This is a genomic window from Hoeflea sp. EC-HK425 (assembly GCF_902498795.1).
GTDB classification, from domain to species: domain Bacteria; phylum Pseudomonadota; class Alphaproteobacteria; order Rhizobiales; family Rhizobiaceae; genus Hoeflea; species Hoeflea alexandrii.
In genome coordinates this window covers 3049876-3075561 of sequence record NZ_LR701572.1, presented here as the reverse complement: position 1 = coordinate 3075561, position 25686 = coordinate 3049876, and the positions used below count along the sequence as shown (strand labels likewise).

Annotated in this window: 28 protein-coding genes; 17 read left to right on the top strand and 11 right to left on the bottom strand. The window is 61.9% G+C overall.

Going from position 1 to position 25686, the window contains the following annotated elements:
- Positions 1 to 18 precede the first annotated feature (18 nt).
- Both SPHINGO391_RS17580 and rocF read right to left on the bottom strand, forming a co-directional pair.
- Positions 19 to 1071 (bottom strand): ornithine cyclodeaminase, encoded by a 1053-nt coding sequence (locus tag SPHINGO391_RS17580; protein ID WP_152010056.1) that lies wholly within the window; start codon positions 1069 to 1071, stop codon positions 19 to 21.
- A gap of 39 nt (positions 1072 to 1110) precedes the next feature.
- Complete coding sequence (rocF, locus tag SPHINGO391_RS17575) at positions 1111 to 2034, bottom strand: arginase (protein ID WP_152010055.1); 924 nt, start codon at positions 2032 to 2034, stop codon at positions 1111 to 1113.
- A gap of 248 nt (positions 2035 to 2282) precedes the next feature.
- Between rocF and SPHINGO391_RS17570 the strand changes: the two genes are divergently transcribed.
- Complete coding sequence (locus SPHINGO391_RS17570) at positions 2283 to 2717, top strand: Lrp/AsnC family transcriptional regulator (RefSeq protein ID WP_152011612.1); 435 nt, start codon at positions 2283 to 2285, stop codon at positions 2715 to 2717.
- Positions 2718 to 2729: 12 nt separating this feature from the next.
- On the opposite strand, the gene SPHINGO391_RS17565 is transcribed toward SPHINGO391_RS17570, so the two are convergent.
- The 6 genes from SPHINGO391_RS17565 to SPHINGO391_RS17540 form a co-directional block, all read right to left on the bottom strand.
- Positions 2730 to 3416: a metallophosphoesterase family protein gene (locus tag SPHINGO391_RS17565; RefSeq protein WP_152010054.1), complete on the bottom strand. Its 687-nt coding sequence runs from the start codon at positions 3414 to 3416 to the stop codon at positions 2730 to 2732.
- Entirely contained in the window at positions 3397 to 4395 is a 999-nt protein-coding gene (locus tag SPHINGO391_RS17560; protein ID WP_193217336.1) for an ATP-grasp domain-containing protein, read from the bottom strand. Before SPHINGO391_RS17560 ends, SPHINGO391_RS17565 begins: the two co-directional genes overlap by 20 nt.
- Positions 4388 to 5113: a class I SAM-dependent methyltransferase gene (locus SPHINGO391_RS17555; protein ID WP_152010052.1), complete on the bottom strand. Its 726-nt coding sequence runs from the start codon at positions 5111 to 5113 to the stop codon at positions 4388 to 4390. Before SPHINGO391_RS17555 ends, SPHINGO391_RS17560 begins: the two co-directional genes overlap by 8 nt.
- A gap of 25 nt (positions 5114 to 5138) precedes the next feature.
- The gene (locus SPHINGO391_RS17550) at positions 5139 to 6287 is read right to left on the bottom strand and encodes a class I SAM-dependent methyltransferase (RefSeq protein WP_193217335.1); all 1149 of its coding nucleotides are present in this window, start codon (positions 6285 to 6287) and stop codon (positions 5139 to 5141) included.
- Positions 6284 to 7129 (bottom strand): phytanoyl-CoA dioxygenase family protein, encoded by an 846-nt coding sequence (locus tag SPHINGO391_RS17545; RefSeq protein WP_193217334.1) that lies wholly within the window; start codon positions 7127 to 7129, stop codon positions 6284 to 6286. Before SPHINGO391_RS17545 ends, SPHINGO391_RS17550 begins: the two co-directional genes overlap by 4 nt.
- Before the next feature lie 119 nt (positions 7130 to 7248).
- Complete coding sequence (locus SPHINGO391_RS17540; protein ID WP_152010049.1) at positions 7249 to 7434, bottom strand: hypothetical protein; 186 nt, start codon at positions 7432 to 7434, stop codon at positions 7249 to 7251.
- Here SPHINGO391_RS17540 and SPHINGO391_RS17535 point away from each other — a divergent pair.
- Positions 7433 to 7681 carry a hypothetical protein gene (locus SPHINGO391_RS17535; protein ID WP_152010048.1) on the top strand — a complete coding sequence of 83 codons (249 nt, stop codon included), beginning with the start codon at positions 7433 to 7435 and terminating at the stop codon, positions 7679 to 7681. The two genes, SPHINGO391_RS17540 and SPHINGO391_RS17535, sit on opposite strands and share 2 nt — an antisense overlap.
- 91 nt (positions 7682 to 7772) lie before the next feature.
- Here SPHINGO391_RS17535 and SPHINGO391_RS17530 read toward each other — a convergent pair whose 3' ends face one another.
- A complete protein-coding gene (locus tag SPHINGO391_RS17530; protein WP_152010047.1) occupies positions 7773 to 8543 on the bottom strand; it encodes a MipA/OmpV family protein in 771 nt (256 codons plus the stop codon).
- Positions 8544 to 8784: 241 nt separating this feature from the next.
- Between SPHINGO391_RS17530 and SPHINGO391_RS17525 the strand changes: the two genes are divergently transcribed.
- Positions 8785 to 9345 (top strand): MaoC family dehydratase, encoded by a 561-nt coding sequence (locus SPHINGO391_RS17525; RefSeq protein WP_152010046.1) that lies wholly within the window; start codon positions 8785 to 8787, stop codon positions 9343 to 9345.
- A complete protein-coding gene (locus tag SPHINGO391_RS17520) occupies positions 9342 to 10502 on the top strand; it encodes a CaiB/BaiF CoA-transferase family protein (protein WP_152010045.1) in 1161 nt (386 codons plus the stop codon). Before SPHINGO391_RS17525 ends, SPHINGO391_RS17520 begins: the two co-directional genes overlap by 4 nt.
- A 10-nt stretch (positions 10503 to 10512) precedes the next feature.
- Here SPHINGO391_RS17520 and SPHINGO391_RS17515 read toward each other — a convergent pair whose 3' ends face one another.
- Both SPHINGO391_RS17515 and SPHINGO391_RS17510 read right to left on the bottom strand, forming a co-directional pair.
- Positions 10513 to 11349: an amidohydrolase gene (locus tag SPHINGO391_RS17515; protein ID WP_152010044.1), complete on the bottom strand. Its 837-nt coding sequence runs from the start codon at positions 11347 to 11349 to the stop codon at positions 10513 to 10515.
- Between the two features lie 86 nt (positions 11350 to 11435).
- The gene (locus SPHINGO391_RS17510; RefSeq protein WP_152010043.1) at positions 11436 to 12218 is read right to left on the bottom strand and encodes an IclR family transcriptional regulator; all 783 of its coding nucleotides are present in this window, start codon (positions 12216 to 12218) and stop codon (positions 11436 to 11438) included.
- A 166-nt stretch (positions 12219 to 12384) separates the two neighbouring features.
- Here SPHINGO391_RS17510 and SPHINGO391_RS17505 point away from each other — a divergent pair, with 166 nt between their 5' ends.
- The 13 genes from SPHINGO391_RS17505 (at position 12385) to SPHINGO391_RS17445 (ending at position 25645) form a co-directional block, all read left to right on the top strand.
- On the top strand, positions 12385 to 13701 hold the full coding sequence (locus tag SPHINGO391_RS17505) for a sugar ABC transporter substrate-binding protein (RefSeq protein ID WP_152010042.1): 1317 nt from the start codon (positions 12385 to 12387) through the stop codon (positions 13699 to 13701).
- A gap of 113 nt (positions 13702 to 13814) precedes the next feature.
- Positions 13815 to 14711 (top strand): sugar ABC transporter permease, encoded by an 897-nt coding sequence (locus tag SPHINGO391_RS17500; protein ID WP_152010041.1) that lies wholly within the window; start codon positions 13815 to 13817, stop codon positions 14709 to 14711.
- A 2-nt stretch (positions 14712 to 14713) separates the two neighbouring features.
- Positions 14714 to 15580 carry a carbohydrate ABC transporter permease gene (locus SPHINGO391_RS17495; RefSeq protein WP_152010040.1) on the top strand — a complete coding sequence of 289 codons (867 nt, stop codon included), beginning with the start codon at positions 14714 to 14716 and terminating at the stop codon, positions 15578 to 15580.
- Positions 15581 to 15582: 2 nt separating this feature from the next.
- On the top strand, positions 15583 to 16680 hold the full coding sequence (ugpC, locus tag SPHINGO391_RS17490) for a sn-glycerol-3-phosphate ABC transporter ATP-binding protein UgpC (RefSeq protein ID WP_152010039.1): 1098 nt from the start codon (positions 15583 to 15585) through the stop codon (positions 16678 to 16680).
- Between the two features lie 4 nt (positions 16681 to 16684).
- Entirely contained in the window at positions 16685 to 17806 is a 1122-nt protein-coding gene (locus SPHINGO391_RS17485) for a mandelate racemase/muconate lactonizing enzyme family protein (protein WP_152010038.1), read from the top strand.
- A 3-nt stretch (positions 17807 to 17809) separates the two neighbouring features.
- Positions 17810 to 18139: an L-rhamnose mutarotase gene (locus SPHINGO391_RS17480; protein WP_152010037.1), complete on the top strand. Its 330-nt coding sequence runs from the start codon at positions 17810 to 17812 to the stop codon at positions 18137 to 18139.
- 236 nt (positions 18140 to 18375) lie between these two features.
- Positions 18376 to 19449 (top strand): Gfo/Idh/MocA family oxidoreductase, encoded by a 1074-nt coding sequence (locus tag SPHINGO391_RS17475; protein WP_152010036.1) that lies wholly within the window; start codon positions 18376 to 18378, stop codon positions 19447 to 19449.
- A 2-nt stretch (positions 19450 to 19451) separates the two neighbouring features.
- The gene (locus SPHINGO391_RS17470; protein WP_152010035.1) at positions 19452 to 19904 is read left to right on the top strand and encodes a MaoC/PaaZ C-terminal domain-containing protein; all 453 of its coding nucleotides are present in this window, start codon (positions 19452 to 19454) and stop codon (positions 19902 to 19904) included.
- A gap of 21 nt (positions 19905 to 19925) precedes the next feature.
- Positions 19926 to 20660 carry an SDR family oxidoreductase gene (locus SPHINGO391_RS17465; protein ID WP_152010034.1) on the top strand — a complete coding sequence of 245 codons (735 nt, stop codon included), beginning with the start codon at positions 19926 to 19928 and terminating at the stop codon, positions 20658 to 20660.
- A gap of 22 nt (positions 20661 to 20682) precedes the next feature.
- The gene (locus SPHINGO391_RS17460; protein WP_152010033.1) at positions 20683 to 21978 is read left to right on the top strand and encodes an L-fuconate dehydratase; all 1296 of its coding nucleotides are present in this window, start codon (positions 20683 to 20685) and stop codon (positions 21976 to 21978) included.
- A 31-nt stretch (positions 21979 to 22009) separates the two neighbouring features.
- Positions 22010 to 22849, top strand: coding sequence for a fumarylacetoacetate hydrolase family protein (locus SPHINGO391_RS17455; RefSeq protein ID WP_152010032.1), 840 nt, complete (start codon positions 22010 to 22012; stop codon positions 22847 to 22849).
- A gap of 132 nt (positions 22850 to 22981) precedes the next feature.
- Positions 22982 to 24127, top strand: a complete 1146-nt coding sequence (locus SPHINGO391_RS17450; RefSeq protein ID WP_152010031.1) for a fumarylacetoacetate hydrolase family protein — start codon at positions 22982 to 22984, stop codon at positions 24125 to 24127.
- 12 nt (positions 24128 to 24139) lie between these two features.
- Positions 24140 to 25645, top strand: coding sequence for an aldehyde dehydrogenase (NADP(+)) (locus SPHINGO391_RS17445; protein WP_152010030.1), 1506 nt, complete (start codon positions 24140 to 24142; stop codon positions 25643 to 25645).
- Positions 25646 to 25686 lie beyond the last annotated feature (41 nt).

Genomic DNA, 25686 nt, shown 5'->3' with positions numbered 1-25686 from the left:
CTGCTCCAGCCTTGCCTGTCAGGCTGCATCGCCGGCGCGGTGCAACATGCCGAACAGGTCGCGCGGATCGTCCGGGTCGGCGATCATGTCGAGCTGCTGGAAGTGGCCGGTCTTCAGGGCCCGTTGGTAGACATATTTCAGCGCCGAGAAATCCTCGATGGCAAAGCCGACGCCGTCAAACAGCGTGATCTGCGAAGCCGATTTCCGGCCTTGAACCTCTCCGTTGATCACCTGCCACAGCTCGGTTACCGGGTAATCCTCGGGCATTTGCTGGATCTCGCCCTCGATCCGTGTCTGGGGTGGATATTCGACAAAGATGTCGGAGCGCAGCAGGATGTCCCTGTGCAACTCGGTCTTGCCCGGGCAATCGCCGCCAATCGCGTTGATATGGATGCCGTCGCCGATCATGTTGTCGGTCAAGATGGTGGCGTACTGCTTGTCGGCGGTGCAGGTGGTGACGATCTGCGCGCCTTCCATCGCCTCCTGGGAGGACTGGCAGCGGGTCACCTTCAGCCCGGATCCTGCGAGGTTGCGGGCGCATTTGGCGGTCGCCGCCGCGTCGATGTCGTAAAGTCGGACTTCCTCGATGCCGACCACCGCCTTGAAAGCCAGTGCCTGGAATTCCGACTGGGCGCCATTGCCGATCACCGCCATCACCTTGGCACCCTTCGGCGCCAGGTGCCGCGCCGCCATTGCCGATGTCGCGGCCGTCCTGAGCGCCGTCAGAACGGTCATCTCCGAAAGCAGCACCGGGTAGCCCGAGGAGACCTGCGCCAGCAGACCGAAAGCGGTCACCGTCTGCAGCCCCTGCTTGGTGTTGGACGGGTGGCCATTGACATATTTGAAGCCGTAGAGATCGCCGTCCGAGGTCGGCATCAGTTCGATTACGCCCACTTCGGAATGGCTGCCGACCCGCGGCGTCTTGTCGAACAGCGGCCAGCGGGTGAAGTCGTGCTCGATAGCGTCCGCCAGTTCTCTCAGCATTGTCTCGATGCCGATCGAGTGAATGAGCCGCATCATGTTCTCGACGCTGATGAAGGGCACATAGGCCAGGTGCGAAGGAGGGGTCATTGTCGTCTCCGGTATTGGAAAGAGGGATGGGTGCCGAACTCAGAGGCTTCGGTTGACGCGGTCGAAAACGGTCCGCCCCATCAGGCTGGCGGTGAGATCGACCATCAGCCGCGCGGTGCGGCCGCGCTCGTCGAGGAACGGATTGAGCTCAACCAGGTCGAGTGAACTGACGAGGCCCGATTCGTGCAGCATCTCCATGACCAGATGTGCTTCGCGGAAGGTCGCCCCTCCGGGCACGGTGGTGCCCACGGCCGGCGCGATCGACGGATCGAGGAAATCGACATCGAGCGAGACGTGCAAAAGCCCGTCGGCAGCCCGCACCTGGTCAAGGAACGCGCTCAGCGGCGCGACAAAGCCGCGCTCGTCGAGCTCGCGCATGTCGACCGGCGTGATTCCGTGACGGCGCAACGCCGTGCGCTCGTCGGGATCGACCGAGCGGATTCCGAACAGGCAGATCCGGTCGGCCGGGACCGGGTCCGGGAACAGCGGAAAGTCCTCGAAGTCTGCAAGTCCGGCGAGATAGGCAACCGGCGTGCCGTGCAGGTTGCCCGAGCGGGTGGTCATCGGCGTGTGGAAATCGCTGTGAGCATCGAGCCACAACACGAACAATGGCCTTGCGTGCTTTCTGGCGTGGGCCGCCACCCCGGCGACTGTGCCAAGCGAAAGGCTGTGGTCGCCGCCCAGAAAGATCGGGAACCCTGCCGCCATCGCCTGCTCTGCCGCATCAGCCAGGGCCTGCGTCCAGGAAATCGTCTCGCCCAGGTGATGCACCGCTGCATTGGTACAGGTCCCTGCTTCAGACACTCGTGGTGCGACATCGCCGCGGTCCTCGACGCTGCAACCGAGTTCGGAAAGCGTTCCGGCAAGGCCCGCCACGCGGTAGGACGCCGGACCCATCAGGCAGCCTGGATTGGATTGACCGCTGTCGACGGGCGCGCCGACCAAAATACAATGCTGGTTCATCGGATGTCCTCTGTTCGGATGATCCGTCGCAGAGGCGGCTGGCGTTTGAAATGGAAAGTTTGCCCGTTCCGGGCACCAAAACACTGTTTGTGTCAATCAGGTTTGCCATTTTGGTAAGGATCGCGAGGCGAAATCGGGCGTGATACCGCCTTGGTAACGAAATGTTTCCCTCTTTGCCAAGAACGAGGCATCAGGTATTCTCAAAACGAAAACATCATTGATCAGATCGGCAGGTGAACATGTCAACACTGGATGATATCGACATTCGCCTGATTGCGGCGCTCAGGCGCGATGGGCGGGCGTCGATTTCGGATCTCGCGGCGAAGCTGAAACTGGCCCGCGCCACGGTTCGCAGCCGCATCGAACGGCTGGTTGCCAGCGGCGAGATCGCAGGCTTCACCGTGCTCACCCGCGCCGACGTGACCGCGGCGCCGGTCAGGGGGCTGACCATGATCGGGATTGAGGGCAGGGGAACGGAACGGATCATTGCCCATTTGCAGGGCATGCCGGCGGTTCAGGCGGTGCATTCGACCAATGGCCGCTGGGACCTGATTGTCGAACTGGCGGCCGACACGCTTCAGGAGCTCGATGACACGCTGGTCCGCATCCGCAGATTCGAGGGCATCACCTCAAGCGAGACCAATCTGCTGCTGTCGACCCGCCGGGCCCTGAAACGGGCATGACCGATCTGCCCGTCAGCGGACCAGGATCGTATCCACCCTGCCGTTGATCTGGGCGCCGATCGGCAAGCCGCGGGCAAGAAACGGCTCATAACCGCGTGCCTGCATGACCGAGATCGTCCGGTCGATATCGTACTCCACGCGGTGCAGGCTCAGTGTTCGCTCATGCCAGATCGCATAGGCGGCACGCGGGTCACCGTCGCGCGGCTGGCCGACGGAGCCTGGATTGCAGAATAGCTTTTCTCCGAAGCGGTGGGAAAACTGGACATGGGTATGCCCGGCAAGCATCACGTTCACCCCATCGGGAAACATCGTTGCATCGATCTCCCGGATGTACTGGTCGAGCGGATCGTCCGGTCCGCCGTGGACCATCAGGATGTCTCCGTTGCGTATGTAAGACGATGAACGGGCGAGCCAGGCGATGCTTTCGGGAGAAAGCCGGCTGCGGTGATCATCGATGATCGAGGCCACCACCTGGGACCGCGTGCAGTTTTCGCCGGTGGTGATGTAGCTGTCATGATTGCCCAGAATGTTGGGAATCCCGTTTTGCATCAGCAGCTGACAGCACTCCTCGGGCTCCGCATTGTAGCCGATGACGTCGCCAAGGCAGATGAAGTCATCGCAGCCGCGCGCCCGCGCATCCTCAAGCACCGCTTCGAGGGCTGCCAGATTGGCGTGGATATCAGAGAGTATCGCCAACATGTGCGATGAAATCCTCGTTGTAGCGAAGTGCGGTTCCGCGGCGAATGTGCGGGACACCCGGACGTCTGCCTTCCAGCAGATCGTCGATGCACATTTCTGCCTCGACAAAGCCGAAGGCGGCACGGAGCGAGCAACTGCTTGAAAACCGGGGATTGATTTCGAGCAGGTACGGTATGTCGTCCTGAACCCGGAACTGCAGATTTGTCGGCCCGACGGGTTTGAAATGGCGAGCGATCCTGCCGGTCAGCTCGGCGATGGCCGGGTGATCCATGACCTCCGTTTCGCCGGTGTGCCCCGAGCGCGTCAGCCGCCGGCGCATGATGATCGGTCCGGCGTAGGTGCCATCGCCCAGCCCGTAGAGCCCCACGGTGTATTCGTCGGCATCTGTCCCGATGATTGTCTGCAGCAGCCAGTTGTCGCCGTTGCGCCGGGTCCAGTACGCGAAGTCCACTTCATCGTGAAGCTTTACAATACCGGACGATCCTTCGCCGCGACGCGGTTTGAGCAGCAGCGGAGCCGGTCCGAGTTCCGACACCGCGCTTTCCCAGCTATCCGGCCTTGCCGATGGAATGGCCGGAAAGCCGGCCGCTCGGTAGGTGGTGTAGAAATCGAACTTGTCGGCGCACAGCTCGATCAGTTCCGCCCGGTTCAGGGCAACCGGCACGCCCATCTCGTCAAAGGCTGCACGATGTGTGTTGAAGAATTCCATGTCGACGCTGAGCCCGGGCAGGATCAGGTCGACGGAGTGAGTGCGTACCAGGTTTCGCCAGAAATCGAGATAGGCTTCGGAAGCCTCGTCTGCCTCGGGCTTCTGTAAGCAGATGTCACAGAAGCTCTGCGAGAAAGGCGTGATGCGTCGGTCAATGCCGACGATCCGGGCCCGGCCTGCCGGACGCAGCGACCGGGCGATGCCCTGGCCGATCAGCGCGCCGACACCGGTCACCGCGATGGTATGGCGATCCGGCGAATGCTCAGCCACCTGTGGCCTCAAGCTCAAACAGCAACGCCACGCAGAGATCGGGAAAATCGACGCCGACCTTCAGCATCGCCTGCAGATTGGCGTCCATGTCGTCGAGCGTTTTCAGGACCCCCAATGGCAGCGGCTTGAGATAGATGCCCTCTTCAAGGGTCGTGCGATAGCCCGCTGCCTCGACATCGGTACGCAAGCTGTCGCGGCAGTAGTTGCGCTTGTGGCCCAACTGGTGATCGGTGGCGTTGAGATCGTAGATGTTGTCGATCATGCCCATCTCCAGCCCGAGCCTGCGGTTGAGCGATTTGGCGTTGGGCACGGCGACATAGATCTTGCCACCGGGGGCGAGAAACGACCGGTAGCGTTCAAGCAGCAGTTTCGGATCATCGACATGTTCGAGCACGAAACCCATGACGATCACATCGAACAGGCGGTCGGGCGTGTAGGTCTCGAAATAGTCCTGGACGAGCCGGCCCTGGTACCAGGCATTCTTGGCGCGGAAATGATCGATGACCCTTTGTGACCCTTCGACAACCTCGTGATGGTCGGCCATCTTGACGAAATAGGGAACCGTGTAGCCATGTCCCAGCCCAAGTTCCAGAACAGAGCCGACATGGCCTGTGCGGTTGGCGATCCGTTCCGGATACCAGTTCATGATCAGATCGTTCTCGATCTCCACGGCTGGCTCGGCGAGATATTTGTCCGCGACGGCGTCCAGATTTTCCATTGGCGTCAACTCCGGAAGCAAGGCCTCAATTCAGAAAGAAGCAGGGAACATCGCGCGACTTGAGGCTCTCCACGGAGGAGATGATCCGTCGCGCATTGAGCGGGTTCAGGCCGACGAAAACCGCGGCGACATCGTCTGGAACATCGGCCGGGTGAACGATCCGGACCCCGTTCAGCTCCTTGCCTTGCAGAAACCGGTTCTGATCCAGAAAACAGGCAACCCGGCCCGGGTTGGCAAGACACGAAAGAATGAAATTGCCATAGATGCCGGCGCCATAGATCGCAAACCTCGCATCGGGCGCCACTCCGCCCTCCTGCTCGCTGATCCGTTGCCTCGCGGTTGACCAGAACGTGGCCAGTTCCTCGACAGCCTGGCTCGATGCCGGTGCGTCTGAAATCGCCTCGGGAGCTGTCTCTGTTCTGCGGCACGTGACCACGAAGGCTGACGCGTGGGAGCTGTCATCGATTTCTATGTCGCCGAAGCCTGCCCTTGCCAGCATCATGGCAAGGGAGCCGGGGCTGAAATGGTTGACGTGATCGGCCACGATGAAGTCGGCCCAGTTGGCGTAGAGGTTGGGCACGATGAAGTAGAACAGGCCGCCCGGGCGCAGCAGCGCCCTGATGTCCCTAAGGACGGCGCCGAGATGGGGAATGTGTTCCAGCGCGTAGAACGAGAGCACCACGTCCAGCGTGCCCGACCATGCCGGATCGGGAGTGTGCGAGGCCCATTGCGCCGGCCTTGGGAAGTCGCGCCAATAGCGCTGATACTTGTCGGTGACGTCGAACAGGTAAGGCTCGACCGACTGGTTGGCCTCGACAACCCGCCTCAGGGTTGCCCCCTTCGCGCAGCCATAATCGAGAACCTTGGGATTGTTGTGCAGGTCGATCTTGGACAGCAGAACTGCTGCCTGATGCTCGGAGCGGTAGATCTCCCTGCCGTCTCTTATCTCGTATAGCTGGTCGTCATCCACGCCATCTTCATTGATGGAATACTCCTCGGCATAATAGCGCTCGAGATCCGGCAGTTCCTCGGTCTGGACGTGATCGCAGGTCCGGCAATGGAATATTCGCGTCTGCCCCGACACCACCTTGTTCATGGTGGTGATCGAGGTGTTTGCGCCCCCGCGGTAAACCGGATCCGCCAGTTCGGTGTGACAGACGTTGCAAAGCATCATGGCTGCTCGCTGCTGACAAAATTTTCCGGGAAAAGCTTTTCCACCTCGGTGCCGGTGGTGATCGAGGCTTTCCAGCCAAGCTTCATGCCGACCGGATCCCGGTAGTTGAAGAATCGGCTCTGAATCGACCATCTTGAACGTTTCGAGCGGTTTTCGCCCGACCCGTGTATGGTCAGGAAATCCATCAGCAGCAGGTCGCCCGGTTCAGTCAGCGGCGCGATATGCTCATAGCGGGAGACCACCGCATCCTCGTCGTGAATGCCGATCTGATAGGCGCCCTGCTTGTTCGCATATGTGGTGGCCTTGCTGTAGGTACAAAGGCCGTCCTTGTGCGACTTGGGAAGAATGATCACTGGTCCCATGTCGGCGCGTACCGGTGTGAGCGGCGTCCAGAAGACGATGCCATCAATGCTTTGCGGCTGGAACAGGAATTCCTGATGCCAGTGCGAGCGGAACTTGTCTTCGTTCGGATTGTCGATCCGGATGCCGTAGGAAGCGGCACCAATCCCTGCATGTTCAGTCTGGCGCAGTTCGCGGAACAGGGCTTCCGAGCGTTCGTTCGAGATCAGGCGAAGGAATGACGGGATCTGCTTGGTGAGATCGTAGACCTCGCTGGCATAGCGGCGGTCTTCGGCCAGCAGGGTGTAATAGTCCTCATCGAAACTTTCGGGGGTGAACGCACGCTCCGGCAGCTTGATCCCGTGCCGTTGCGCGACAAGGCCGATGATCTCGTGAATGTCACGCTGGATGGGCATGATTTCAGAACTGTGATCATGAAACCCCTTGATCAGCAGATACCCTTCGCTTTTGAAAAAATCATGGTCATCGGGACTGAGTATCATGTCGACTCGCTGTTTGTCTGAGGGACCCAAACGGCAATGCGTCAGCTTGACTACATGTCTGGCATTGCTCTGCTGCGGAGCCATAAGAGGTTCAGAGCGCAGCAGGGTTCGATCCCGAATCATAACGTCTTTTCGAAATGATTACCGCGCAAGACTTGCGCGTAGCAATCGGAAGCGGTCTGCGCCGTGCCTTGGGTCAAGTGTGTAAAATCGGTCGGAACCATGCGGATGCTGCCGCGTTGGCCCGACAGGCGGAGAAATCCGTCAATCATAAGATCCACTGTCAGTGAAAGGATCAGTGCCATGCCCCATCAGGACGTCAAGGCGGATATCAGGACCATTCTCGAAGATCCGGATTTGGGAAATGCCGAAAAGATCGACCGGCTTGAGCGTATGCGCGAAGCGGCCCGGGCCGAAATGCGTGCTGCAACCGAGAGTGCGATGGTCGGTGACGATGATGTTGGAGACGATCTCAAACATCTTGATGAAGCGCTCGCACGGTTGTCTGCGGATCCGGTGTCGCCGGAGGATGGCGGCGGGGCAACTCTTTAGTATGCCCTACCGTTGATCGGGATCAGGATGCAGCGGCTACTGTGCGACCGGTCAGCTTGTCTGCCGGTCCCTGAACGAGACCGGCATGATCTCAAAAGCCGATATCGAAACGGCGAACGACGCCGAAGGAGGCACTGTACTGGTTTTTCGAGCCCTGAGCGGTGATCGGTGACCTTGCCGCGTCGCCGGTCAGCCGCGACCAGCCTGCACTTGCTTCCACGGCCCAGTAGTCATCAACCTGGAAACGAACACCCGCTTCCAGACCGGCGCTGTAGAGACCGCCCGATGCTGTCGTGGCCGGGTAGAGCGCCGAGGCTTCCGCGGGGGTGACGCCGAAATAGGTGTTGGTGAACTTTGAGTTGCCGAAGTTCAGGCGTGGACCGCCATGGAACGTCCACTGATCATCGGGCTTGACGATAACGTCGGCGCCGAGTTCCGCGCGCACACCCTTGTGTCCGCCCAGCCCCTGCCGGACGGCGCCCAGCACCCGGAAATTGCCCATCTGGTACTTGGCAGCGACTCCCAGTTCGACCGCGGTGTTGATCGTGTTGAGCCCGGTCAGTTCCGGCGAATCTTTGGTCGAACGCTTGCCGATCACGTCGATTGACGGGCTCAGCGAGAAACCTTCGTCGGAACCGCCGCCGATGGCAAACCCGTTGGGAAACTCCAGACGCTTGAGACGGAACAGCGGAACCGGTGAAAGCACCAGCTTGCTGGCGCCGAAATAGCGCGGCGTCAGTTTGCCTGCCGCTCCCAGTTCGAAGGAAATGCCCGGTCCGCTGGCATCCTGCGCCTGTGCCTGGGGTGCAATGACTGCAAGTGCGACAAGCGGGGCAGCGGCGAAGCGAAGTTTTCTGATCATTGGTCGATTCCCGACGAGTTACTTTTTCGATAGTCAGTCAGCATAGTCGGCGAGAGTTAACAACCCCGCATTCCGGCATAGATACCGTCCCGTTTCGCGGTCGCCGACGCCTGCCGCCGTATTCTATTCCGACCTACGCCAAAAGGTTCCACCCGGATCAGTCGTAGCGCTTCAATGCCAGCCTCTTGTCAGCCTAATCCATATGTGAATATATTATTCAAATAGGAATTTGGGAGGAGTCATGGGATCTTCGTTCGAGCCCACGGTGGGCATTGCCAGCACGCAGCCGCGCAACATGCCCCAGGAGCATGCGGAGCTGCCGGTCTGGAACGCCGAGAACTGGTTTTACGAGGACTGGCAGCCTGGCCACCGGATCCGGTCGCTGCGTCGGACCATCGCCGAGGGCGAAAGCCACATGTTCAACACCCTCGTGGTCGACATCCATCCTTACGTGCAGGACCAGATGTTTGCCGAGAGCGAAGGCCTGTTCGGTCGCCGCCTGGTTGCCGGCGCCTTCGTGTTTTCCGCCGGGCTCGGCCTGGTCGCGACCAATTGCGTCAACGCGTTTTCCTATGGCTATGACAAGCTGCGCTTCATCAAGCCGGTGTTCATCGGCGAGACCATCTACACCGTGCGCAGCAACCTCGACAAGAAACCGCGCTACCCGGACATGGGGCTGATCCGCGCCAGCTACGAAGTGTTCAAGGGTGAGGGCGAACTGGTTCTCTACTGCGAGCATCTCCAGACCGTGAAGTACAAAAACCCGGCGGATTTCGCCGGCAGCACCGAAAAGACATCATGACAACAGATACCGACCTGCCCCTGGATGGCCTCGTCATTCTCGACATGAGCCAGTTCCTGTCCGGCCCCTATGCAACATTGCGGCTTCAGGACCTCGGCGCCCGCGTCATCAAGATCGAACGCCCGGAAGCCGGCGACCTCTCGCGTTCGCTCTATCTCAGCGACACCGAGATCGGCGGCGATTCGACGATCTTTCACGCCATCAACCGCGGCAAGGAGAGCCTTGCCATCGACCTCAAGAACGAGGCCGATCTTGAGGTGCTGCGCGCGCTGATCGGCAAGGTCGATGTGCTTGTCCAGAATTTCCGCCCCGGTGTGATCGAACGCCTCGGGCTCGATTACGAGACCGTTCGCGCCATAAACCCGAAACTGGTCTACGCGTCGATCAGCGGCTATGGCGAGGAGGGGCCCTGGGTCAAACGGCCGGGGCAGGATCTTCTCGCCCAGGCCCGCTCTGGCGTGATGTGGCTGAGCGGCAATGATGGTGACGGTCCGGTGCCGATGGGGCTCGCGGTCGGCGACATGCTGGCCGGCGCCGCCACGGCGCAGGGCATTCTCGCAGCCCTGGTCAAGCGCGGCATTTCAGGCCGCGGCAGCCATGTCGAAACCAGCCTGCTCGAAGTGCTGGTCGATTTCCAGTTCGAGGTTCTCACCACCTATCTCAACGACGGGCGGCGCATGCCCAAACGCTCCGGCTTTCGCAGCGCCCACGCCTATCTCTCCGCACCCTACGGTGTCTACGAAGCCAGTGACGGCTTTCTGGCTATCGCCATGACGCCGATCCCGCGGCTTCAGGAGTTGCTGCAACTCGATGCACTGGCGCCCTATGCCACCGATCCGAAATCCTGGTTCACCGCCCGCGACGAGATTAAGCGCCTGATTGCCGACAGGATCAGGACGAAAACGGTCGATGAATGGCTGGCGATCCTTGAGCCCGCCGACATCTGGTGCTCGCGCGTGCTTGACTGGGACGACCTGATGCAAAGCGAGGGTTTCGAGGTGCTCCACATGCTGCAGCGGGTCGAGCGCGACGACAATGTCTCCATCCTGACCACCCGCTCGCCGATCCGCGTCAACGGCCAGCGGCCGAAATCAACCCGCGCGGCGCCCCGTGTCGGCGAGCACAGCGCCGCGATCAGGGCTGAATTCGGGCTTTAGAGGTTAGCCCTTAAAGGCTCCAGATCCGCCGGGCGTTGCTGGAGAGCAGCTTCTGCTTCTCCTCCGCGCTGGCGCCGTCGATCAGCGCATGCGTTGCCGCGACCCAGGCCAGAAGCCCGCCGCCGAGCGTGCAGACCGGCCAGTCGCTGCCCCAGACCACCCGGTCCCAACCGAAGCTCGAAATCGTGTGCTCGACCCAGGGCCGCAACGTGTCGGCGATCCAGGTGTCGGGATCGGCATAGGCGACAACGCCGGAGATCTTGGCCACCACGTTGGGGCGTCTGGCAAGCTCGGTGATGTTGTCCTGCCACGGCTGACGGGCGTCGCCCTTGATGTCGGGAACGCCGCAATGGTCGAGGATGAAGGTGACGTCGGGCGCCAGATCCGCCAGCGCCATTGCGTTGGGCAACTGGTGCGGCAGCATGCACAGATCGAAGGTCAGGCCGGAGCCGGACATGCGCTTGATGTTGTCCCTGAACAACGGCTGTTCGGACACTTCATCCGGCATCACGTGCAGCACCCGTCGGAAGCCCTTGACCAGCGGGTTGCGGCGCTGGCGGTCGAGATAGGCCGCGAACTCCGGCTCTTCCGGCCGGCAGGAGGCGATCGCGCCGGCGATCAGGCTGTCGGGACGGTGCGCAAGCGTGTCGATATAATTGGTTTCGTCCTCGATCCGCTCCGGCGCGACATCGACCTCCATGTGCAGTGTGCGCGAGATGCCGGCGCGGCGGGCCTCCAGCTCATAGGCCGCATAGGGCCAGGCCTGGTTCAGCGCCGGCACTGTCGCCAGCCAGGGATAGTCGAGCGTCCAGGGGTCGACGACGTGCAGATGGGTGTCGATGATCATCCGGTTTCCTCCTCGAATGCGTTGGCTTGCCCTGTCCGGCCAGAAAAGACATGCTCCCATAGGGAAATAGATTATTCAAATAAGAATTAGCTTGGCAGTTCGAAATCTGCTCCGGCCAGTTTTGACAGCTGCCGTGAGGTCCTCGTCAGCATTGCCTCGGTTTCGGCCATCTCGGGAGCCTGGGGCACGTTGACCAGGCTGATATAGGGGATAGTCAACGCCGCAATGGCACGCCCATCGGGGCCGAGTACCGGAGCCGACAGGTTGAACACGCCGGCGGTCTGGGCGCTCGGCATGATCTCGTAGCCGCGCTCCCGGATCTGGTCGAGACGTTCGAAGAACTCGTTTTCCAACGTCGGATGCTCGCCGCTGGCGGAGTACTCGTTGATCATCATCAGCCGCTCGTCCTGGGAACGGAAGGCGAGCAGAACATGGCCCGAGCCGGTGTCGTAAAGGCTGATGTGGGACCCGACACGGATAGAGATGCCCCAGTAGCCGGGCGCCTCCTGCTGCGCCACCACCACGACGGAGCCGCGGTCGAAGACGGCGAGCTGGTTGGCCTGCCGGGTTTCCTCGGCAAGCTCGCGCATGAACGGGGTGGCATAGGACACGAGCCGGCGCACCGGGACATGCAGCTGCGCCAGGCCGAAGAGTTTCAGCGTCAGCGAATACCGGTCGCCGTCAAGCCGCGTGACATAGCCGCGGCGCACCAGCCTGTCGAGCATGCGGTAGAACTCGTTCGGGCTTCGGCCCAGCCGCTTGGCGATCTCCGCCTGGGTCAATCCGCCGTCGATTTCGGCCAGCAGCTCGAGAATGTCGAGCCCCTTGTCGAGCGCCGGCGCCCTGTAGCGGTCATCTTCCGTATCCATTTGTTTCTCCATGAATTGTTCAATTCATATACGCAGAATTGTTTCAGATAACAACGAAACAATGCCTTGACCGCTGGTGAAGATGATGTTTGTATATGAATGAACCTCTCATCAGTGAGGGGTCGAGGGGGAAGCCCCAAAGTTTAAACGTCTCGGGAGGAGGCTCATGAACAAGCTATTGACCGGCGTATCGGCCGGCGCTGTCCTATTGATGGTCGGCGGAACTGCACTTGCCCAGGAATTGCCCGGCAAGTTCGAAGGCGTGACCATCGATGCCAAGCTTATCGGCGGTCAGCAGTATGAGAACCTCTATTCGCGCATCAGCGAATGGGAGAACGCCACCGGCGCGACCGTCAATGTCATTTCGAAGAAGAACCACTTCGAGCTCGACAAGGAAATCAAGTCCGACATCGCAGTTGGCGCGATCAGCTGGTGTGTGGGGTCGAACCATTCGTCCTTCGCGCCGCAGTATCCCGGCATCTACACCGATCTCAACGCACTTCTGCCCGCTGCGGAAATCGATGCCTTCGTCGATGCCAACATTGCGGCCTCCACCCTTGACGGCAAGCTGGTCATGCTGCCGCGCGCCCAGTTCGACGTCTCGGCGATGTATTATCAGAAGAGCCTTTACGCCGACGAAGACAACAAGGCGAAGTTCAAGGAAAAATATGGCTATGACCTGAGCCCGCCGGACACCTGGGAACAGGTCACCGACCAGGCCGAATTCTTTGCCAATCCGCCGGATTTCTACGGCACCCAGTATGCAGGCAAGGAAGAAGCAATCAACGGCCGCTTCTACGAAATGCTGCGCGCCGAAGGTGGCGAGTATCTCGACGCCGACGGCAAGCCTGCAATCAATTCCGAGGCCGGGGTGCGGGCTCTGAACTGGTTTGTCGAGCTCTACAAGGCCAAGGCGGTTCCTGCCGGAACCACCAACTATCTCTGGGACGATCTCGGCCAGGGCTTCGCTTCGGGCACCGTCGCACTCAACCTTGACTGGCCGGGCTGGGCCGGGTTCTTCAACGATCCGGGCGCATCCAAGGTGGCGGGCAATGTCGGCGTCGTGGCGCCGCCCAAGGGCTCGTCGGGCGCACGTACCGGCTGGTCGGGTCATCACGGTTTCTCCGTCACCGAAAGCTGCGAGAACAAGGAAGCCGCGGCATCCCTGGTCTGGTTCCTCACCAACGAGGACAGCCAGAAGCTTGAAGCCGGAGCCGGCCCGCTGCCCACGCGCGATGCGGTCTGGACCTGGGTGATCGAAGAGGCCAAGGACGATGCCTATCGCAAGGAAGTGCTCGAAGCCTTCCAGGAAGCGGCCAATGGCGCCTATCCGGTCCCCCAGTCGCCGTCCTGGATCGAGATCTCCAACGCGGTCTATCCTGAATTGCAGGCCGCCATTCTTGGCGACAAGACAAGCCAGGAAGCCCTCGATGCCGCCGCCGACAAGGCCACGGCCATTCTCGAGGATGCCGGAGAGCTGTAACAGCCTCCTCCCGGAAAGGGCGCGGCCGGTCCGCGCCCTTTTCCGCCACCAGGATCGTGTCGGCCTGCCGGACGCGTGATACCTTACACAAATCGAAGTGATGCGAGGATACGATGAGAGGCTGGAAGCCTGCGCCGCATGTTCTGCTGCTTTTGCCGGCCTTTGTCGTGCTTGCGGCTGTTGTGGTGGTGCCGCTGTTGCTGTCACTCTATTCGAGTTTCACGCCGTTCCGGCTGACCCGGCCGGAGACGATTTACACCTTCATCGGGTTCCGCAACTACCAGCGGCTGTTTGCCGACATGGAGTTCTGGGCGGCATTCGGACGCACGGTGCTGCTGCTGACCATCGCGCTCAATCTCGAAATGGTGCTGGGGCTTTTTCTGGCGCTGCTGGTCGAAAAGGCCACGCGCGGCCAGCGCCTGCTGCGCACCATCATGATGTTTCCGATGATGTTCTCGCCGATCCTGGTCGGCTTCCAGTTCAAGTTCATGTTCAATGACAATATCGGCCTGGTCAACAACGCCCTGCAATCGCTGGGTCTTACCGATCAGGCGATCCCCTGGCTGATTGACGGCAAGCTTGCCTTCACCTCGATCCTGATCGCCGAGGTCTGGTCCTCCACTTCCGTGTTCGCGATCTTCATTCTGGCTGGCCTGATGGCGATGCCGAAGGAGCCGCTGGAAGCAGCCAAGGTCGATGGCTGCACGCCGCTGCAGAGCTTCCGCTATGTCACCTGGCCTTTCATCATGCCGTTCGCCTTCATCGCCATGACCATCCGCTCGCTCGACATTGCCCGGGCCTATGACATCGTCAAGATCATGACCGACGGCGGCCCGGCCAAACGCACCGAGATCCTCTGGACGCTGATTTCGCGCACCGCCTATTCGGACGCGCGGATGGGGCTCGCCAACGCCATGGCCTACGTCGCGATCTTCCTGTCTATCCTATTCACGGTGATGTTCTTCCGGCAGCTCGCCAAGGCCCGCCAGCAGATCGGCGCGGAGTGGTAGTCATGAACGAGAACCAGACCAACCGTCTCAAGCAGCAGGCGCTCAAGATCGGTCATCTTGTCGGCCTGTTCATCGCCATGGCGATCATCTGCCTGCCGGGCTTGTGGATAGTGCTGTCCTCGCTCCGGCCCACCGTCGAGATCATGGCCAAGCCGCCGGTCTGGATCCCTGAGAGCCTGTCGTTTGATGCCTATATTGCGATGTTCTCGGGCGTCGGCCAGGGTGGCATCCCGGTGCTGGACTATTTCCGCAATTCGATCATCATCTCGGTGACCTCGACCGTGATCGCGCTCGCCATCGGGATGGCCGGTGGCTATGCGTTTGCGCGCTATCAGTTTCGCGGCAAGACCGCGATCTTCCTGGGCTTCATGCTGACCCGGACGGTGCCAGGCATCGCCCTGTCGCTGCCGCTGTTCTTCGTCTATGCCAAGCTCGGCATCATCGACACCCATTTCGGGCTGATCATCGCCTATGTCGCGCTCAACGTGCCGTTCACGGTCTGGCTCATCGACGGCTTCTTCCGCCAGGTGCCGCGCGATCTCGCCGAGGCCGCCCAGATCGATGGCTGCACCCGCTGGCAGGCGTTCTGGCAGGTCGAGTTTCCGCTGGCCCGGTCAGGCATCGCTTCAGCCGGCATCTTCGCCTTCCTGATCTCCTGGAACGAGTTCGCGCTGGCCTCGCAGCTGACGCGCTCGACCAACTCCAAGACCTTGCCGGTCGGCCTGCTCGACTACACCTCCGAGTTCACCATCGACTGGCGCGGCATGTGCGCGCTTGCCGTGGTGATGATCATTCCGGCGCTGACCCTCACCTTCATCGTCCAGAAACACCTCGTGTCCGGCCTGACGTCCGGCGCCGTCAAGGGATAGTCATGGCCACCGTTTCGCTCAAGAACCTCGTCAAGAAATACGGCAGCCTCGAAGTCGTGCATTCGATCAATCTCGATGTCGAAGACCGCGAGTTCGTCGCCCTCGTCGGGCCGTCCGGCTGTGGAAAATCGACGACACTCAGGATGATCGCGGGGCTCGAAGCCATCAGCGGCGGCCACATCCATATCGGTGACCGCGAGGTCAACAATTTGCCGCCGCGCCAGCGCAACATCTCGATGGTGTTCCAGTCCTACGCGCTTTATCCGCACATGACGGTGGCCGAGAACATGGGCTTCTCATTGAAGATCGCCGGCCGGTCGCAGGACGAGATCGCCAGCGCGGTCGCCGACGCGGCAAAGACGCTTGGGCTCGAAGAGCTGCTTGAACGCCGCCCGTCGCAGCTTTCCGGCGGCCAGCGCCAGCGCGTCGCCATGGGCCGCGCCATCGTTCGGCACCCGGATGTGTTCCTGTTTGATGAGCCGCTTTCCAATCTTGACGCCAAGCTCAGGATGCAGATGCGCACCGAGATCAAGAAGCTGCACGCCAAGGTCCAGTCGACCGTCATCTACGTCACCCACGACCAGGTCGAGGCGATGACGCTGGCCGACCGCATCGTCATCATGCGCGACGGCCATATCGAGCAGGTCGGACCGCCGGAAGAGGTATTCCGCCGGCCCGCCACACGCTTTGTCGCCGGTTTCATCGGCTCGCCGACCATGAACCTGCATGACGCGGTTGTCGGCGATGGCAAGCTGATCTTTGGCAATGGCGACACCCTGCCTCTGCCCGCGCAGTTCCGCGACCGCGTGACCGCCGGCCAGAAGGTAATCTTCGGCCTCAGGCCCGATGACCTCTATCCGACCGGCCACGGCATTCATTCAGGCGAGGCGGCGGAAGTCCACGCCGTCGAAGTGCCGGTGTCGCTGACCGAACCGCTCGGCAACGAGACGCTGGTCTTTGCCGAGTTCGCCGGCCAGGACTGGATTTCGCGTATGCTCAATCCGAAGACGCTGAGGTCGGGCGACAAGGTGGAACTGAGCTTCGATCTCAGCCAGTCGCATTTGTTTGATGCGCAATCCGAAAAAAGTCTGAGGGGCTAGGTTGATGGCCCGTATCGAAAAAGTCGAACTGCGGATGGTCGACCTGGTGCCCAAGGTCAAGCGCACCGATGCGATCCAGAGCTTCGTCAGCCAGGAAACCCCGATCGTCACCATCACCGATTCAGACGGCGCCACCGGCACCGGTTACAGTTACACCATCGGCACCGGTGGCTCGTCGGTGATGCGCCTTATCGCCGACCATCTGGCGCCGCGGCTGATCGGCCGCGATGCCGACATGATCGAGGCGATCTGGCACGATCTCGAATTCGCCACCCACGCCACAACCATCGGCGCCATCACCGCGATTGCACTTGCCGCCATCGACACCGCTCTTTGGGATCTGCGGGCCCGCAAGCAGGGCTTGCCGCTTTGGAAACTGGCGGGAGGCGCCAAGGAAAAATGTCCGCTCTACACCACCGAGGGAGGCTGGCTGCACATCGAGACGGAAGCCTTGGTCGAGGACGCCGTTCAGGCCAAGGCGAAAGGCTTCCTTGGCTCCAAGGTCAAGATCGGACGCCCGCACGGATCTGAAGACCATGCCCGGCTTTCCGCTGTCCGCGCCGCCGTCGGCGATGGCTACGAGATCATGACCGATTGCAACCAGGGTTTTGCCATCGATGAGGCAATCCGCCGGGCCGACCGCCTGCGCGAGCTGGATCTGGCCTGGTTCGAGGAACCGCTGCCTGCCGATGACATCGATGGCCATGTCCGGCTGTCGCGTTCGACCTCGACGCCCATCGCAGTCGGGGAATCGCTCTATTCGATCCGCCATTTCCGCGAATACATGCAGAAGGGCGCCTGCTCGATCGTCCAGGTCGATGTCGGCCGCATCGGCGGCATCACGCCATGGCTGAAAGTGGCCCATGCAGCGGAAGCCTTCGACATTCCGGTCTGCCCGCATTTCCTCATGGAACTGCATGTCAGCCTTACCTGCGCGGTGCCGAACGGCAAATATGTCGAATACATTCCGCAGCTCGACGAGCTCACCTCAAGCCGCATGCGGATCGAGAACGGCCACGCCTATGCGCCATCCGAACCGGGCATCGGCATCGACTGGGACTGGGACGCGGTGCGCGGCAAGAGCATCGCCGAATTCACCACCGTGATCACGCAAAGCGGGGACTGAGCCATGCAGCGAATGGGAATGGTCATCGGCCTGAAGCCGGAGAAGGTCGCCGAGTACAAGCGCCTGCACGCGGCCGTCTGGCCGGACATCCTCGACATGATCTCGAAGTGCAACATCCGCAACTACTCGATCTTCCTCAGGGAGCCGGAAAATCTGCTGTTCGGCTACTGGGAATATCACGGCACGGATTTCGAGGCCGATGCGGCGAAGATGGCGGCCGACCCGAGAACGCAGGAATGGTGGGACGTCTGCATGCCCTGCCAGACGCCGTTGGAGACACGCAAGGACGGGGAATGGTGGGCGATGATGGAGGAGGTGTTCCATCATGACTGAGATTTTGTCGAGGGGTGGGAATTCCCCCTCACCAAGCGCGCCCAGGCATTCGACTGCGTCTCATGCGGGCTTGCTATCCTCTCCCACGAGGGGAGAGGATACTCAAATCGCGATCTCGCTGGAGCTCTGCCTCTCCCCTCGTGGGAAAGGATACGAAGGCCGGGCGAGCAAGGCGAGCCCTTGGCCGAAGTTGGTGAGGGGGCGTTGTAGGAGCAGTTCAGCCGTGGAGTTCCGTCATGTCTGACAGCTTCGACCCCGCCACCCTGCAGCAATCCTGGCCGATGCCTTCCGATCCGAGCCCGATCGTCACCTTCGGCGCGGGCTCCATCGTCGGCGACGCGCATTTTCCGGCCTACCGCAAGGCGGGTTTTCCGGTTGCGGGCCTCTATGATCCCGATACGGAAAAGGCGCAGAAGCTCGCGGCCGAGTGGGGCATCACGGCCTATGCTTCGGCCGAAGAAGCGGCTGCGGTTCCTGGCGCGGTGTTCGATCTCGCAACGCCGCCCAACGTTCATGTCGGTGTCCTGCGCATGCTGCCCGATGGCGCCGCCGTGCTGATCCAGAAACCGATGGGCAGCGACCTCGCGGCTGCGACCGAGATCCTTCGGATCTGCCGCGAGAAGAAGCTCAGGGCCGCAGTCAATTTCCAGCTGCGCTTTGCCCCGATGATGCTGGCGCTCAAAGACGCCATCGCCAAAGGTTGGCTCGGCGAGGTCGTCGATTTCGACGCCTGGCTGGCACTGGCGACGCCCTGGCAATTATGGCCTTTCCTCAAGGGCCTGCCGCGCATCGAGATCGCCATGCACTCGATCCACTATCTCGATCTGATCCGGCAATTGCTCGGCGACCCGGATGGCGTTCACGCCAAATCCATCGGCCACCCCAGCCACGATGTCGCCCAGACCCGCACCAGCGCCATTCTCGATTACGGTGACCGGATGCGCTGCGCGCTCTCGATCAATCATGACCATGATTTTGGCCGCAGGCACCAGGCCTGCGAATTCCGGATTTGCGGCACCAAGGGCGCGGCCTATCTGCAATTGGGCGTCAATCTCGACTATCCCCGCGGAGAGCCCGACATACTCGAAGTCCGGCCCGAAGGCGCCGACGATTGGATAGCGGTGCCGCTGCAGGGGTCCTGGTTCCCCGATGCCTTTGTCGGCCGCATGGCCAATCTGCAGCGCTTTGCCGCCGGTGAGGACGCGGAACTTGTCAGCTCCGTCGAGGATGCCTGGAACACTATGGCGCTGGTCGAGGCGGCCTACCGGTCATCGGCCGCACCCGCGACCCCGCTGCAAGAGAGGCCCTGAGTATGGAACAGACCACCTATTTCGAGGACTATGAAATCGGCAGCCAGCGCACGACTTACGGGCGCACCATCACCGAGACCGATTTCGTCGTCCATGCCGGCCACACCGGTGATTTCTTCCCGCACCACATGGACGCCGAGTTCATGAAGACGCAACCTTTCGGCCAGCGCATCGCCCACGGTACCATGGTGTTTTCCATCGGCGTCGGGCTGACGGCGAGTGTGATCAACCCGGTGGCGTTTTCCTATGGCTATGACCGGCTGCGCTTTGTGAAGCCTGTCTTCATCGGCGACACCATCCACACCCGCACCACCATTGCCGCCAAGGAGGACGACCCGAAGCGAAAGGATATGGGCCGCGTGTTCGAGCGCACCGAGGTCGTCAACCAGCATGGCGATGTGGTGCTGGTCGCCGATCACATCTATATCGTGGAACGCAATAACAAGCCCGCCTGAGCGGCAACCTAGGGAGACAACATGGCAGATTGGGTCAAGGACAAGACGGTACTGGTGACAGCCGCAGGCCAGGGCATCGGCCGCGCGACGGCAATCGCTTTCGCGGCAGCCGGTGCGCGTGTCATCGCGACCGACATCAATGAAACCACGCTGGCCGAAATGGGCGGCATGACCGGCATAGAGACCCGCCGCCTCGACGTGCTGGACAATGCCGACATTGTCGCCACGGTTGCCGCCATCGGTCCGGTCGATGTGCTCTTCAACGGCGCGGGCTTCGTTCACGCAGGATCTATCCTGGAGATGCCCGACGCGGATTTCGACTTCGCGGTTGATCTCAATGTCCGCTCGATGATCCGCACCATCCGCGCGGTACTGCCGGCGATGATCGAGCGCGGCGGCGGCGCGATCGTCAACATGTCCTCGGTGGCAAGCTCGATCAAGGGCGTGCCCAACCGCTTTGCCTATTCAACCACCAAGGCCGCCGTTATCGGGCTTACCAAGTCGGTGGCCGCTGATTATGTCGGCCAGGGCATCCGCTGCAACGCGATCTGCCCCGGCACGGTCGAAAGCCCGTCGCTGCAGGAGCGCATGCGCGCGCAGGGCGACTACGAGACCGCGCGCGCAGCTTTCATCGCCCGCCAGCCGATGGGCCGGCTCGGAACGCCGGAGGAAATCGCCGACCTCGCGGTCTACCTGGCAAACGCCACCTACACCTCGGGTCAGGCCTACGCCATCGATGGCGGCTGGACCATCTGAGAGCAGAACCGGGACAGATCACGTGACCACAATCACCGGCCTAGAGACCCACGATCTCAGATTCCCGACATCGCTGAGCCTCGACGGTTCCGATGCGATGAATCCGGACCCGGACTATTCGGCAGCCTATGTGGTGCTCAAGACCGATACTCCGGGTCTGGAAGGTCACGGCCTGACCTTCACCATCGGCCGCGGCAACGACATCTGCTGCGCCGCGATCGGGGCCATGCGCCATCTCGTCGTCGGCCTGGATCTCGACTGGATCAGCGAAAACCCCGGCCGGTTCTGGCGGCGTGTCACCTCCGACAGCCAGTTGCGCTGGATCGGGCCGGACAAGGGCGCCATCCATCTGGCGACCGGCGCCGTGGTCAACGCGGTCTGGGATCTGCTCGCCAAGCAGGCGGGCAAGCCGGTCTGGCGGCTCGTCGCCGACATGAGCCCCGAGGAGATCGTTTCCATCATTGATTTCCGCTATCTCACCGACGCGATCACCCGCGACGAGGCGCTCGACATCCTCCGCCGCGCAGAGCCCGGCAAGGCGGAGCGGATCGCGAGCCTCGAAGCGACCGGGTACCCCAGCTACACCACTTCGGCGGGATGGCTCGGCTACCCCGACGACAAGCTTCGGCGGCTGTGCCGAGAAGCGGTCGAGGCTGGCTACGATCACGTCAAGCTCAAGGTTGGCCGCGATCTTGAGGACGACATCCGCCGGCTCAGGATCGCGCGCGAGGAACTCGGTCCCGACCGCTTCCTGATGATCGACGCTAACCAGGTCTGGGAGGTGGGCGAGGCCATCGACTGGATGAAACAGCTCGCCTTTGCAAAACCGTTCTTCATCGAGGAACCGACCAGCCCGGACGATATCGCCGGCCACAAGGCCATCCGCGAGGCGATTACGCCGGTCAAGGTGGCGACCGGCGAGATGTGCCAGAACCGCATCATCTTCAAGCAGATGATCGTCGGCGGCGCCATCGATGTGGTGCAGATCGACGCCTGCCGTATGGGTGGGCTCAACGAGGTGCTGGCGGTGTTGCTGATGGCGGCGAAGTACGAACTTCCAGTATGGCCGCATGCCGGCGGCGTTGGCCTTTGTGAATATGTCCAGCATCTCTCGATGATTGATTTTGTCGCCATATCCGGCACAATGGAGGGGCGGGTAATCGAATATGTCGACCATCTGCACGAACATTTCCTGCACCCGTGCGTCATTCGCGATGCAGCTTACATGCCGCCTGTATCGCCCGGCTTCTCGATCGAGATGAAAGCCAGATCCATAACCCAGTACACCTTCACGCCGTCACAGGCTGCGGTCGCCTGACCGCTTTCAACAGACACAAGGAACGAACATCATGAAACTGCTTCGCGTTGGCGCCCCCGGACAGGAAAAGCCCGCCATTCTCGATGCCGATGGCAAGGCCCGCGATCTCTCTTCCGTCGTGGGTGATATTGCCGGTGACGCGCTGCTGCCCGATAGCCTGGCGAAGATCGCCGCAATCGACCTGTCGACACTTCCGGTGCTGGACGATGGCCGCATCGGTCCCTGTGTCGGTCAGGTCGGCAAGTTCATCTGCATCGGGTTGAACTATTCCGACCACGCCGCCGAAACCGGCGCCGAGGTGCCCAAGGAGCCGGTCATCTTCATGAAGGCCACCAGCGCCATCTGCGGCCCCAACGATACGGTCCTGATCCCGCGCAAATCGGTCAAGACCGACTGGGAAGTCGAACTTGGCGTCATCATTGGCAAGGGCGGCGTCTATATCGATGAGGCCGACGCGCTTGATCATGTCGCCGGCTACTGCGTCGTTAATGACGTCTCCGAGCGCGAATTCCAGATCGAGCGCAGCGGAACCTGGGACAAGGGCAAGGGCTGCGACACCTTCGGACCGATCGGCCCCTGGCTCGTCACAAGCGACGAGGTTGCCGATCCGCAGGACCTCAAAATGTGGCTCGAAGTCGACGGCCACCGCTACCAGGACGGCTCCACCAGGACCATGGTCTTCGGCGTCCAGCATCTGGTCAGCTACGTCAGCCAGTTCATGAGCCTGCAGCCCGGCGACGTCATCTCCACCGGAACGCCTCCCGGGGTCGGCATGGGCCAGAAGCCGCAGACCTATCTCAAGGGCGGCGAGATCATCGAGCTCGGTATTGAGGGACTGGGCCAGCAGCGCCAGAAGGTCGGCAAGGCCTGAGGCACAGCTAAAACGTCTGAAAGTGCGGCGCCGGGATATCTCCGGCGCCATTTTCGTCGGCACAGGCTTGCGGCTCGAGCCAAACTGCCCGAAACATCACCGCTGCTTTCTGCATCTGGGGGGATTACCGAAATGACCGACTTCAACCTGCCTGACGATGGCGTTTTCATCGGCCGCATCTGGTCGCCGGAGGTCCAGGGGCCGTCGGTGGTTACGCTTCGCGCCGGCAAGATCGTCGACATCACCTCGAAACAGGCCCCGAGCGTGCGCGACATCTGCGAAATGGACGATCCCGCAGCCTATGTGCGTGAGGCGCGGGGCAAGAGCGTTGGCGATCTGGCTTCGCTGGCCGCCAATCCTGCCGGCGATCTGGCAAGACCGCATTTCCTGGCGCCGTGCGATCTGCAGGCGGTCAAGGCCTGCGGGGTGACCTTCGCCTCGTCCATGGTCGAGCGGGTGATCGAGGAGAAAGCCGCGGGCGATCCGAAGAAGGCGCAAGCTATCCGCGCCCGCGTCGGCGACATCATCGGCGGCTCGCTGCGCAACATCAAGGCCGGTTCCGACGAAGCCGCCCAGGTCAAGGCGGCGCTGATCGCCGAGGGGCTGTGGAGCCAGTATCTCGAGGTCGGCATCGGTCCGGACGCCGAAGTGTTTACCAAGGCGCAGGTGCTGTCCTCGGTTGGCCCCGGCGCGGAGGTCGGCCTCCATCCGGTTTCGAAATGGAACAATCCGGAGCCGGAGATCGTTCTGGCGGTGTCGTCGAAAGGACGCATCGTCGGCGCGTCGCTTGGCAACGATGTCAATTTGCGCGATGTTGAGGGTCGTTCGGCACTGCTTCTGGGCAAGGCCAAGGACAACAATGCGAGCTGCGCCATCGGCCCGATGATCCGTCTGTTCGATGACGCTTTCACCCTTGATGACGTCCGCGAGGCCGAACTCGACCTGACGGTGACCGGCGAGGACGGCTACGTGCTCAAGGGCCATTCCTTCATGAACCAGATCAGCCGCGACCCGGCCGATCTGGTTGCCCAGACTTTGGGCCGCCATCATCAGTATCCCGACGGGCTTGTGCTGTTCCTCGGCACGCTGTTCGCACCGACTCAGGATCGTGATACGCCGGGCGAGGGATTTACCCACAAGATCGGCGATGTCGTCACCATTTCGTCGCCTCGGCTTGGCAATCTGACCAACACGGTCCGGCTGTCGACAGAGTGCCCGGAATGGACATTCGGGGTCGCCTCTTTTATGCGGAACCTCGCCGCGCGAAATCTTATTTGACTGGAGACTGACATGCTGACTGGAAAACATCTGATTGCCGGAAACTGGGTTGCTGGTGAGACAACGTTCAAGAGTGAACCGGCGCATGGCGATGTCCATGAATTCTCGGTCGGCACGCCTGCCCACGTCGATGCGGCGGTGAAGGCTGCGGAAGAAGCTTTCTGGAGCTTCGGTTACTCCAGCCGCGCCGAGCGCGCAGCGCTGCTCAATGCCATTGCCGACGAAATCGAGGCGCGTGGTGAAGAGATCACCGCCATCGGCACATCGGAATCGGGTCTGCCCGAAGCCCGCCTCCAGGGCGAGCGGGGCCGCACCACCGGCCAGTTGCGTCTGTTTGCCAGCCACATCGAAAAGGGCGACTATCTCGACCGCCGCCACGACGAGGCTCTGCCTGACCGCGCGCCCTTGCCGCGCCCCGACCTGCGCATGATCCAGCGCCCGATCGGCCCGGTGGCCGTCTTCGGCGCGTCGAACTTCCCGCTCGCCTTCTCCACCGCCGGTGGCGACACCGCTGCCGCACTGGCCGCAGGCTGCCCTGTCGTGGTCAAGGGCCATTCGGCCCATCCCGGCACCGGCGAAATCGTCGCCCAGGCCATCGACGCGGCGCTCAAAAAGCTCGACATGCATCCGGGCATCTTCTCGCTGATTCAGGGCGGCAAGCGCGACGTCGGGCAGAGCCTGGTCCAGCATCCGCTGATCAAGGCCGTCGGCTTCACCGGCTCGCTCGCCGGCGGCCGCGCCCTGTTCGACCTCTGCGCCCAGCGCCCCGAGCCGATCCCGTTCTTTGGCGAACTGGGTTCGGTCAACCCGATGTTCCTGCTGCCCGAGGCGGTCAAGGCACGGGGAGAGGCGATCGCCAAGGGCTGGGCCGGATCGCTGACCATGGGCGCGGGCCAGTTCTGCACCAATCCCGGAATTGCCGTCATCATTGACAGCCCCGAGGCCGACGCCTTTGTCGAAGCGTCGACGGCGGCACTCTCGCCGGTCGGCGCCCAGACCATGCTGACCGACGGCATCGCCCAGGCCTATCGCGCCGGTCGTGACCGGGTTGCCGGCGTCACCGGCATCCAGGAACTGCTGACCTCGACCTGCGATCTGCGCAACGCCACGCCGTATCTGTTCGCCACCACCGGCAAGGAATGGCTCGACAACGAGATCCTCGGTGAGGAAGTGTTCGGACCGCTCGGCCTGATCGTCCGGGTCTCCGGCTTCGACGAGATGATGCAGGTCGCGAAAAGCCTCCACGGCCAGCTCACCTGCACCCTGCACCTTGATGCAGGCGACACGGAAAACGGCCGCGCGCTGATGCCGGTGCTCGAGCGCAAGGCGGGCCGGCTGCTGGCCAACGGCTTCCCGACCGGCGTCGAAGTTGCCAATTCCATGGTGCACGGCGGCCCCTATCCGGCCTCGACCAATTTCGGCGCGACCTCGGTCGGCACGCTGTCGATCCGCCGCTTCCTGCGTCCGGTCTGCTACCAGAACATGCCTGCCGAATTGCTGCCCGACGACTTCAACTGATCGTCACGTCTCAGCGTTGTTGAAAACAGGCCGGCCTCGTC